The sequence below is a fragment of the Ramlibacter sp. genome (assembly GCF_029866045.1).
Taxonomy (GTDB): domain Bacteria; phylum Pseudomonadota; class Gammaproteobacteria; order Burkholderiales; family Burkholderiaceae_C; genus Ramlibacter.
Map to the genome: position 1 here is coordinate 1 of NZ_JARXAB010000004.1, position 10725 is coordinate 10725.

A 10725-nucleotide genomic window follows, 5' to 3' on the forward strand; every position below is an offset into this window, starting at 1 on the left:
ACGCGGGCCAGTTTGGTGCGCGACACCCCCCCAAGCCTCGTTACCCATGGCCCACGATCGGCGGCCGCGTGCCTGCCGTCGCGTTCCGACACCACACAGATGAGAGGGAGGGGCCATGCCAGGAAAAGTAGCGGGTTCACACAGAGCGACAGACGTCGCTCTTACCAAGGAGCAAGCGCCTGTGGCTCCCAAAACAGCAGGGGTGACATCACCACCCAACCGGACAGGCGGGCAGACGAGGACTACGACGGGTTCTGCCACCTCAACTTCTCGCCAACAGGTCACCGCGCAGGTCCCGCGCGCGCCTTCGTCGGCGGGACGTGCGGCATCAGCGGCATCAGCGGCATCAGCGCAAAGTAGGGTGGAGGGCTCGGCGGCGCCCTCTCCAGGCAAGGTAGGGAGTTCGGCCAGTAGCAAGGTAGCGACTGGCGCATCCGCCGCCTCACACCTGATACCGGAGGACCGCGGCGGTAATGGAAGACAGCCGACGCCGATCCCATTGGTTGGCGCGCGCTTATCGCCGCTCCGGCCCGTGGGGACTTCCGTCCACTCTCCGGTTCCCGCCGTCCTTAACCCGTCCGCATCGCTTTCGGGCAATCGAATTGCGTCCATCCATCCGTTCAGTTCGCCTTCCCCAATGCTCAACCCCACTGCGTTGGAGACAGGGCAGTCGACCTCGCGACCGACAGTGGTTCGGCCCCTGGCGCCGCACGCGTTGGGGGGCGACACCCCCTCTTCGGTCAAGGCGTCGGATGACTTCTTCCAGACGCCCGGAGCAGTTAGCGACCGTAGGGACCATAAATCGCATCGTGCACAGCACTCCTTGCCGTACGGCCTGAGCCAGTCGTCCTCGCGCAGTTCCTCCCCATTGCCGAGTGTCGACATCGAGCACGACCCCCAATTGGACGGGGGGCTGCTGGAGCTATTTCTGATGCCGGCCTGCTTATCTGCTGACGTCCAGGGTGCCGCTGCGGGCACTCACAACCTCCGGGTAGCGCCCGACTCGAAAGTTAGCCCTGCATTGAGATCTCACGCCGGCGGCGCCGGGCCTATGGAGACCTCCAACAACTACACGTCGACCTCGCCTGCAGCTCAAATGCCTCCGCTACGGGCGTCATCACGAACAACTACTCGGGCCCATGCTCAAGAGCAAGTCCAAGTGCCAGTCCGTGTCGCAGAACAGACGGCGGTTCTATTGGAAACGCCAGTGCGCCCGCCCCCCGCAGCCCCAGGATTAGCTGCAGCGGACCATGCGGCGGTAGCGATAGGGCTCCAACCCGCCGGCGCGGGCCCGGGGGCGGTGATGACCCCCGAGGAGGCGAGGCGCAGCGGCCAATGGCATGAACTGAACCAGGGCGCGGCCGCCGGAGCCCAGGGCGCCGATGCGTGGCGCGCTTTCTGCGGTGCCCGGCAAGGAGACCCCGAAGTCGTCGAGCTGCTGGCCCGCATTCCTCGGCCAGACCGCGCAACCGCGGATCGCCTGGTCGCGCTGGCCACCTGGGCCTCCGGGCTTCACGCGCAAGCCGGGGGCCCGCCACCCGACCCCCAGAAGTTCCTGGCCTTGGGCAAAGCCCTGGAGCAGATACTTCCAACCTCGGTTCGCCAGCATGAGCCGGGCCGCGTGGTTGGCGTCCTGGAGGCCCTGGCGCGCGCCGGTGTCACCGCTGAGCGCCTGCAGCTGGCTTGCTTCACGGCCAAGTGGGTGCGCGACTTCCCGGCCCAGCTCGCCAGCTCGGGAGTGGGCTACACCTGCTCTTTCATGATTTTCAACACACTCATGGAGCAGTTCTGGGGCGACCAAGCGAAGTCGGGTTCGGTGCCGGTGGTGGCGCACACCGCACTCTCGATGACGGCGCAGCGCTGGCTGCGCATGGCCGAGTGGTTGCCAAGCTGGACCAAGGCGATCGAGCCCGACAGCCTCGGCAAACCTGCCCCCTTCATCAAGACCCCGCGGGGTTTCCTGCTGGCGACTGCGCAGTACTGGCCCTTCCTGGCCTCCCTGGCCTATGGCAGTTATGGGGTGAGTGAACCGCGGGGGCGGGTGGAGGCCTTCCGGAATTTCGGCTTTGCCGCCACCGCTGGCGTCGCCTTGCATCGCTTGCTCTTTCTGTCGCGGGACTACCCCTGGCTCGATGCCAGCACACCGCGCCATCGCACCGCCATGCTGCAGTCCATTGACGAGCTGTGTAGCTGGCAATCCACGGCCGAGGCCGTGGTCAAGTATGTGACTGTGCGGCCGATCGCCGGTTTTGGCGGTCTGATATTGGGTCAAGATTGGCACCCAACTTTGGTGGAACCTGCGACCAGGCCGGCCCCGGCCCCGGCACAGGCACAGGCACAGGCACAGGCTGGCCAGGCGGCTGCGCCAGGCCAGGCGGTCGCAGTGGCTGCGCAGGCGGCAGTGGCTGTCCCCGACGTCCTCCCGCCCCGGGAGTTGGCCCCGCTCATGGACGCGGGCAGGACCTCAGCCAAGCGCTGCGGCCTCTTTTGCGTCCCCATGCTGCTGTTCTCCGTCGCGAAAAGTTTGGCGGAGGGCGTGGGCCTGAATAGTGATCTGGTGGGGACCGTGAACTTCCTCACCCTGATTCCTGGCTGGGGCATCGCAATGGCGCTGAATGAGCGCTATGTGGTCAATGACCCGGGCATCGCCGCGGAGAGCAAAAGTCGTGGCGACCGTCTGCGGGCGATCCAGGCCCGGCAGTACGACGCCGCCCATCCTGCTGCTGCTGCTGCTGCTGCTCCTGCGACCGGAGCCCCGCAATGATCGGCGACGCCGCCTGGGTCCCATCTGGCGCGATGCCCCCTCTGGGCCCCGATCCCCGCCTCGGGGCTGCACCGGCAGGCGCCCCCCTCGCGGGCGGGCCGACGAGCGATGACCTGCTTGAGCAGGTTGCGGTCGACCTGCGCGCCAGCCTGGCGCGGGCGCTCACCGGCCTGCTGGCCAGTGCCGAGGCCGCTGACCAGGCGGTCGAGGCGGGCAGCTGCCTGCTCGAGGGCGGGACCCTGGCTTGGCGCCTGGACCTGGACAATCTGATGGTCGAGCTGTTTTGCGACATCGGCCTGCCCGAGCCCGCGCTGGCGCACGAGGCCTGGCGCTTCGCGCTCGAGGCCAACCTGTGCCGGACCTGCGAGGGCGCTTACCTAGGCCTGCACCCCGAGTCGGGCCATCTGGTGATGACCTCGGGTCTTCCTGCGGTGCTGATGCTGGACGACTCGATGGCCGAGAAGGCGCTGGCGAGCTTGGCGCGCCAGGCCCGCGAGATGCGTGAGGCCGCAGGCTTCTCCTGGGGCTAGTGCTGGGGCTGGGGCTGCCCGGTCGCCGGCGGCGTGAACGGGTAGGGCACCGGCGCGTCGGCGGACAGCGGCAGCGCCACCTCGGCCCAGCCCGGGGTCGACTCCCGTCCGTCTTCGTCAAGGACGCCCAGCTCAAGCCTGACCAGGCCGTAGTTGGCCAGGCGCTGGCGCTCGGTCACCCGGGCCCAAACCCGCAGCGTCTGGCCCACCGTGTTCATCGCCCGGAAACGAAACCCCACCTTCCACACCCAGCCCGCGTCGCCCGCCCAGTCCCGCAGCAACTGCGCGATGAACTGCTGCTTGAGCGAGCCGTTGATGAGCAAATCTGGCAGGCCGTCGTGCCCGGTGGCGAAGGCGTGGTCGTAGTGGATCCGGTGCCAGTTCTCCATCGCCGCCGACCATCGCATCAGGTGCACCGGGCCCAGCGGGCCCTTTTCCAACATGGGCAGTTCCAGCCCGATCGGCACCGCGTCGAACAAAGGGCTGGGCTTCATGCGGTTTGCTCCGGCCTGCGCAGCAGGGTGCGGCGGGCGCGCAGCAGCACCTCGCCTGCCGCCGTACGCACTTCGCCTTCGATCACCACCACCACCAGCGGCCCCTTGGACGAAGCGGTCTCGCGAATTTCAGCGTAGCGCTGGCGAAAGCGCACCCGTTCCCCGTGCAAGGCGTGCCGGTAGAACTCGAACTCGGCGCCCCCGTTGACCACCGGTAACTGGGCCAGGGCGCCGAGGGGGGGCAGGCCAGGCTGGGGCACCACGCCGTCGAAATCGGGCTTGTGCGCCTGCGCTTGCACCAGGTCGGGGGCGCCCAGGGGCCGACGCAACATGTGATTGGGAAAGAGCAGGGGCGCGACCGGACCGCCAAACCGTGTCTGCGCGCCTTCGGCGTAGTCGGGGCTCTCGTCCATGATGGCCTGGGCAAAGCGGCGCACCGCGCCCGCTTCGACCGCGTCGCAGCACTCGATGTCGTCGGTCCAGACGCCCACCCGCGCCAGCGTCGCCCCATCGACCCAGGCCACGCGCTCAGCCTCCGGATCGCAGGGCCGACGCTGCGGTGTGGGCCCTGGGCCCGGTGTGGCTCATTTCAGTCGAGCTTGATGTTGGCAGCCTTGACGATGGCCGCGTACTTTTGCCGGTCGACGGCCAGCGTGGCCCCGAACTGGTCGGCGCCCTGGAACCAGGGCTCCTGGCCCTGCGCGGCGAGCTTTTCCTTCACGTCGGGCAAGGCGAGGATCTTGCCGATCTGCGCAGAGAGCTTTTCCACGATGGGCCGGGGCGTGCCGGCGGAGACAAAGATCGCGTTCCAGGAGTTGATCTCGAAGCCAGGCAAACCCGCCTGCGCGAAGCTGGGAATGCTCAGGCCCGGCAACGGCTTGTCGCCGGTGTAGGCCAGTGCCCGCAGCTTGCCGGCCTTGATGTGCCCGGTCACCGCGGTAGGCACCGAGAACATGGCCTTGACCTGGCCGCCGAGCAGGTCGTTGATGGCTGGGCCGCCGCCCTTGTAGGGGACGCTGTTCATCTTGACGCCGGCCTGCATGCCGAAATATTCGCCCGCCAGGTGGTTGGGGTTGCCGTTGCCGGAGATGGCGTAGTCGATCGTGCCGGGCTTGGCCTTGGCCAGCGCGATGAACTCGCGCAGGTTGTTGGCGGGCACCGAGGGGTGCACCACCAGCACGAAGTCGCTGCGCACGATGCTGGCGATTGGCTGGAAGTCCTTGAAGCTGTCGTAGGGCAGGTTGGGAACGAGTAGCGAATTGATCAGGTGTGTGCTCGCCGTGTAAAGCAGGGTGTGGCCGTCGGCGGGCGCTTTGAGCAGGGCCTCGGTGCCGATGATGGTGTTGGCGCCCGGCTTGTTGTCGACGATGACCGGCTTGCCCCATTCCTCGGTGAGCTTCTGGGCAATGATGCGCGCCACCGGGTCGGTGCTGCCGCCGGCCGGGAAGGGCAAGATGATGCGCATGCCCTGGTTGGGGAAGGGCGCCTGGGCCCAGGCGACGCCGCACAGGGCCAGAAGCAGAACCGACGCGCGTTTGGCGAGGGCGGAGAGGATGGTCATGGCAAGGACTCCGTAAAAAATGATAGCGCTAACTTCAAGGGCTGCCCGGCAGGCTAGGCAAGCGGCGCGGTGCTGTCAAGGGCGCTAACCCCGGGCGCAGGGGGGATTATTTTGGTGCGTGGATTGTTCGTTAATGGTGCATGGGCGGCGCGTGCGGTTCACGAGGGCTGCGGGGGGCATTCGTCGGGGGCCAGACCCCCCCTGGCGCAGCGCGGCCCCTTGATTGACCCAGGGTACTGATAGCGCTATCATTTGAGGATGTGCCCCGACCACGGCCCCTGGGTAGTTTCAGCCGCTTTGGACTGGCTGGAAACCCACGCGCCTGCGGCTTGCTTGAGCCCGGCGGCACCTGCAACCACAGCGGCGCACTTAACCCCCGCGGCGCGCGCAACCTCAGCGGCGCGCCGGTGGCCCCCCGTCTGCACGCCATGCGCCTGACCGAGGACCTCGCCCGCTTCGTTGCCGACCTGCGCTTTGAGGACCTGCCCTCGGGTGCCTTGCCCTTCATCCGCATCGGCTTCACCGACACCTTTGCCACCTGGGTGGCCGGCCGCCATTCACAGGAGGCCCGGCTGCTACGCGCGGCGCTGGAGCCTGCCCCCGGCGCCTGCCGGTTGCTGGTCGACCAGGGGACCGCCAGCGCGCCCGATGCAGCTTGTATCAATGCGACCGCTGCCCATGCGCTCGACTACGACGACGCCGCCCAGCGCGGGCATATCAGCGTGGTGGTGGTGCCGGCCCTGCTGGCCGAGGCGCAGGTGCTGGGCGCGAGCGGTCGCCAAATGGTGGCCTCCTATGCCGCCGGCTACGAGACCTGGGCCGAGTTGATGCGGCGCGAGCCTGACCACTATCACAACCACAGCTGGCACCCCACCGGTGTCTTCGGTTCCCTGGCCGCCGCCGCGGCCTGCGCCAGCCTGCGCGGACTCGGCGCCGCCCAGACCTGCCACGCGCTGGCCATTGCGGCCTCGCAGTCGGCAGGCCTGATCGCCAATTTCGGCACCATGACCAAGCCTTACCACGCCGGCCGCGCTGCGCAGGCGGGTGTGATGGCGGCGCGCCTGGCCCAGGGCGGCTACACCGGCACTCCCGATGCGCTCGAGCACCCCAAGGGGCTGATGGCGGGCCTGTCGCCGGCGGGCCGGGTGGACCTGGCCTCGCCGGTGCAGGCAGGTCGCGACTGGAAGTTGCCGGTGGGTGGGGTGAACGTGAAGAAGTACCCGTCTTGCTTCGCCGCACACCGATCTATCGATGGCATGCTGGGCCTGATTCAGGACACAGACCTTACCCCCGAGCAGGTGGAGAAGGTCGAAGTGACCATCAGCCGGCGCAACCGGTCCACCCTGCGCTACGCCCAGCCCCAGACGGTCCCGGAGGCCAAGTTCAGCGTGCAATTTGCCATGGCTGCAGCCCTGATCGCACGTGGCTGCGGGCTGATGGAGCTGCGCGAAGAGTTCGTCTTGCGCGCCGACGTGCAGGCCCTGATGCGGCGCGTCGAGGTGCTGCCCGAGGACCGCGAAGACGCCACCCGCCCCGGCGAAGCGCCAGAGGACATCGTCACCGTGCACACCCGTGACGGACGCGCGCTGACGTGCTCCGTCGACTATGTGCGCGGCGGTCCCGAGCGGCCGCTGGCCACCGGCGAGTTGCGCACCAAGTTCAACGACTGCCTGGCCCATGGCGGCCTGCAAGCCGCACCCGGGCCGCTCTTCGACGCCCTGATGTCGATCGACACCTTGCCCGGCACCGACACGCTCTATGCCCTGGCAGCCTCCTGATTGAACGACTTAAAAACCTGAGAAAACCATGCACGCTACCGACAACACCGCATCCGGTTCCTACACCCTGCCGCCCGAGATTCAGGAGTTCTGCGAGGTCGCCCGCCGCATCGTGCGCGACGAGCTGATGCCGCGCGAGCAAGAGTGGCTGAGCAGCCCCAACCATGCCTATGGCATGCGCGAACTGCCGGCAATCCGCGCGGTGTTCAACACCGAGGTGGCGGCGCACCTGGAGAAGATCGCCCGCGACACGGGCCTCTTCTACCTGATGGTGCCCGAGGCATACGGCGGCCCGGGCCTGGGTTTGCTGGCACAGGCGGCCATCCTCGAGCAGCTGTACTACTCGCCCATCATGCTGCCGATCGCCAATGTGCCCAACATCCTGTACGAGTGCCAGGGCGACCAGATCGACCGCTTCTTGAAGCCGGTGATCGAGGGCACCAAGGTGACCGCCTTTGCCCAGACCGAACCCGACGCGGGCTCTGACCCGGGCGGCATGATGCAGACCCGGGCGGTGCGCAAGGGCAATGGCTGGGTGCTCAATGGCACCAAGATGTGGATCTCTAACGCCCACGAGTGCGACTTCATGATGGTGCAAGCGGTGACCGACCCCGACAAGCGCCAGCGCGGGGGCATCACCATGTTCCTGGTCGACCGCAAAAACCCCGGCCTGCGGGTTGAGGTTCCTGGCATCCGCACCTGGTTGTCGACGATTGCCAAGCAGCATGTGGTGCACTTTGACGACCTCTATGTTCCGGACGAGGACGTGCTTGGCGAGGTTGGCAAGGGCTTCAGCCTGGGCCAGCGCTGGCTCACCATTCACGACCGCCTGCTGCGCGGGCCCTATGCCCTGGGCAAGATGCAGCGCGCGCTGGACATGTCGGTCGACTGGGCCAAGCAGCGGGTCACCTTCGGCAAGCCGCTTTCCGAGCGCCAGGCCATCCAGTGGCACCTGGTCGACATGCACATCGACATCCAAGCCCTGCGCTCCATGACCTACGAGATGGCCGCGCGAGCCGACAGCGGCGAGGACGTTCGCACCGAAGCGGCGCTGGTGAAGTTGTGCTCCAGCGAGTGGGGCGCGCGCTGCGTGGACCATGCCATCCAGGTGCACGGCGCCATGGGCGAGTCGCTGGACTTGCCGCTCACGCTGTTCTACCGCGTCCTGCGCCACACCCAGATCGGCGGTGGCACCAGTGAAATCCAGCGCATCCTGATTGCGCGCAAGCTGCTAGGCAAGTGATGCCGTCCGCTCTGGAGGGCGTGCGCGTCCTCGACCTCGGCTTTGGTATCGCAGCGCCGCTCGCAGCCCGCATCCTGGGCGACTTCGGCGCCGACGTGGTGAAGGTCGAACCCGCCGGTGCCGGCGACCCCGCGCGCCAGCTGGCGCCGCGCCTGGAGGAGGGGCCCGAGGCCGAGCGCAGCCTGATGTTTGCCTATCTGAACTGGAACAAGCGCGGGCTCCAGCTGGATCTGGATTCACGCGAGGGACAGGCCGCGATCCGCCGTTTGGTCGAGTCCTGCGACATCGTGATCGAGGGCTGGCGGCCCAGGCAACTGGCCGCCCTGGGCCTGGCACCAGCGCAGATGATGGCCTGGAACCCCCAGCTGGTGGTGGTCTCGGTGAGTGACTTCGGCCAGTCCGGTCCCTACGCGCACTATGCCGGCAGTGACCTGGTGCACCAGGCCATGAGCGGCATCATGCAGATCAGCGGCTCCGCCGATCGCGCGCCCCTCAAGCACGGCCTCAATCAGGCCTACCTCGGTGCGGGACTCAATGCCGCCTATGCGGCGCTGGCCGCGCATTGCGCGGCGGAGCGCGATGGCGTCGGTGATCATGTGGACCTGTCGGTGCAGGAGTGCCTGGTCTCCGAACTGGTGACCTGCGAGACCTACTACACCTTCATGGGCGCCATCCAGGGCCGCCGCCTGCCAGTGCAGGACCCCTATTCGGGCGCGCCCATTCCAACGCGCTACGGCTACCTCTCCTTCCAGGCCAGCCTGGCTGTTCCCAACGAAACCTTCGCGGACCTGTTCCGTTGCGAGGCCTTGCGTGACCCGAAATTTGCCAGCAACAAGCTGCGCTCGCAGCATGTGCAGGAGGCGCGTGACCTCATCGCCGCCGCGGTGAAGGACCGGGACGCCAAGGACATTTTTCTGGAGGGCTCCCGCCTGCGCGCCCTGATGGGCGTGGTGCAGACCGCCCCCGACCTGCTGGCTTGCGAGCAGCTGGCGCAGCGCGGTCTCTGGGTGGACGTCGAGCACCCGAGCGGGCGCAGTTTCCGCTACCCGGGCGAACTCGCCCGTATGACCGGTACCCCGACCCGCGTCACACGACGCGCGCCCATGCTCGGCGAGCACAACGATGAGGTGCTCGAGGCCTGGGCTGGACGCGCCACACCCGCCGCTTCGCCGGCTACATCGTCCGCACCACCCGTGGTACCCGCCCCGGGCTCGGCCCGTCTGCCGCTGGAAGGCCTGCGGGTGCTGGACCTGGCCACGGTGATTGCAGTGCCCTACATGGCCGCCCTTCTGAGCGACTTGGGCGCCGAGGTGATCAAGATCGAGTCACCGCGCAAGCTTGACCCGACCCGCCAGGGGGTACTCACCACTTACCTGGACAACGACGCCAGCGTGGACGGCATCAATCGCTCGGGCATGTTCCAGGTGGTCAACCGGGGCAAGCGCTCCATCGTCATCGACATGGGGACCGACGAGGGCAAGGCGCTGCTGCGGGACCTGGTGGCCCATGCCGACATCGTCGTCGACAACTTCACCCCGCGGGTGATGGACAGTTGGGGCCTCGGCCATGAGGCGCTGCTGGCGATCAACCCGCGTCTGATCTACCTGTCCAACACCGGCTACGGGTCGACTGGCCCCTGGCGCAATTTCCCCAGCCAGGGCACCACCCTGGAGGTCACCATGGGCATTGCCGCCTACACCGGTTACCGGGGTGACCCGCCTTGGAAGGTGGGGCAGTCCTATCCCGACTTCCTGGCCTGCTGGACCGGCCTCGCCGCCCTGTTCTCTGCGCTGCGCCATGTGCGACGTGGCGGCGCTGGCCAGTGGATCGACCTGGGCATGTACCAGGTGGGCGCGGCCCTCATTCCTGAGGCCCTGCTGCAGTACCAGATCGACGGCAGCCAGCCCGAGCGAATCGGCAATGAGCATGCCCAGTTCGTTCCGAGCAATGTCTACCCCTGCCTCGGCGAGGACCGCTGGCTCGCCCTCACGGTCGAGACCGATATCCAATGGCAAACCTTGACCCGGCTGATGGCCGCCACCGGCCATCAGGTGCCTGAGGACCTGTGGTCCGCTGCGCAGCGCCAGGCGCGGCGCGTCGAGGTCGACGCGCTCGTGGCCGCCTGGGTGGCAGGCCAGGACGGCCTGCTGGTGATGCACCGGCTGCAGGCCGCCGGCATCGCCTGCGGGCCGGTGATGAACAACCGCGACCTGCTGCTCGACCCCCACCTGGCCTGGCGCGGTTTTCACGAGCGGGTGGACCTGCCTGCGCCGATGGGGGTGAGGCCCATCATGGGACGGCCCTGGAAGCTGGCCAACCGCGATGTCCACATCCGCCACCCAGGGCCCCGCTATG

General features: G+C 67.8%; 8 protein-coding genes. 5 read left to right on the top strand and 3 right to left on the bottom strand.

Features of this window, described 5'->3' with window-relative positions; genetic code table 11:
• Positions 1-1303 precede the first annotated feature (1303 nt).
• Positions 1304-2764 carry a hypothetical protein gene (locus QE494_RS00135; RefSeq protein ID WP_300040254.1) on the top strand — a complete coding sequence of 487 codons (1461 nt, stop codon included), beginning with the start codon at positions 1304-1306 and terminating at the stop codon, positions 2762-2764.
• Positions 2761-3294, top strand: a complete 534-nt coding sequence (locus QE494_RS00140; RefSeq protein WP_300040256.1) for a type III secretion system chaperone — start codon at positions 2761-2763, stop codon at positions 3292-3294. Before QE494_RS00135 ends, QE494_RS00140 begins: the two co-directional genes overlap by 4 nt.
• Here QE494_RS00140 and QE494_RS00145 read toward each other — a convergent pair.
• The 3 genes from QE494_RS00145 to QE494_RS00155 form a co-directional block, all read right to left on the bottom strand.
• Positions 3291-3788, bottom strand: a complete 498-nt coding sequence (locus QE494_RS00145; RefSeq protein ID WP_300040258.1) for an acyl dehydratase — start codon at positions 3786-3788, stop codon at positions 3291-3293. The genes QE494_RS00140 and QE494_RS00145 overlap by 4 nt on opposite strands.
• The gene (locus QE494_RS00150) at positions 3785-4312 is read right to left on the bottom strand and encodes a MaoC family dehydratase N-terminal domain-containing protein (protein WP_300040260.1); all 528 of its coding nucleotides are present in this window, start codon (positions 4310-4312) and stop codon (positions 3785-3787) included. Before QE494_RS00150 ends, QE494_RS00145 begins: the two co-directional genes overlap by 4 nt.
• 65 nt (positions 4313-4377) lie before the next feature.
• Positions 4378-5349 carry a tripartite tricarboxylate transporter substrate binding protein gene (locus tag QE494_RS00155; protein WP_300040262.1) on the bottom strand — a complete coding sequence of 324 codons (972 nt, stop codon included), beginning with the start codon at positions 5347-5349 and terminating at the stop codon, positions 4378-4380.
• A 260-nt stretch (positions 5350-5609) separates the two neighbouring features.
• Between QE494_RS00155 and QE494_RS00160 the strand changes: the two genes are divergently transcribed.
• From QE494_RS00160 to QE494_RS00170, 3 genes are all read left to right on the top strand, one after another.
• Positions 5610-7127, top strand: coding sequence for an MmgE/PrpD family protein (locus tag QE494_RS00160; RefSeq protein WP_300040264.1), 1518 nt, complete (start codon positions 5610-5612; stop codon positions 7125-7127).
• A 28-nt stretch (positions 7128-7155) separates the two neighbouring features.
• Complete coding sequence (locus QE494_RS00165; RefSeq protein ID WP_300040266.1) at positions 7156-8370, top strand: acyl-CoA dehydrogenase family protein; 1215 nt, start codon at positions 7156-7158, stop codon at positions 8368-8370.
• The coding region (locus QE494_RS00170; RefSeq protein ID WP_300040269.1) for a CaiB/BaiF CoA-transferase family protein at positions 8370-10725 on the top strand (2356 nt) is incomplete at its 3' end. The genes QE494_RS00165 and QE494_RS00170, both read left to right, overlap by 1 nt.

Excerpts from the sequence above, each read along its gene's own strand:
- QE494_RS00135 (WP_300040254.1), top strand. The coding sequence starts at position 1,304 with ATGACCCCCGAGGAGGCGAGGCGCAGCGGCCAATGGCATGAACTGAAC.
- QE494_RS00140 (WP_300040256.1), top strand. The coding sequence starts at position 2,761 with ATGATCGGCGACGCCGCCTGGGTCCCATCTGGCGCGATGCCCCCTCTG.
- QE494_RS00145 (WP_300040258.1), bottom strand. The coding sequence starts at position 3,788 with ATGAAGCCCAGCCCTTTGTTCGACGCGGTGCCGATCGGGCTGGAACTG.
- QE494_RS00155 (WP_300040262.1), bottom strand. The coding sequence starts at position 5,349 with ATGACCATCCTCTCCGCCCTCGCCAAACGCGCGTCGGTTCTGCTTCTG.
- QE494_RS00165 (WP_300040266.1), top strand. The coding sequence starts at position 7,156 with ATGCACGCTACCGACAACACCGCATCCGGTTCCTACACCCTGCCGCCC.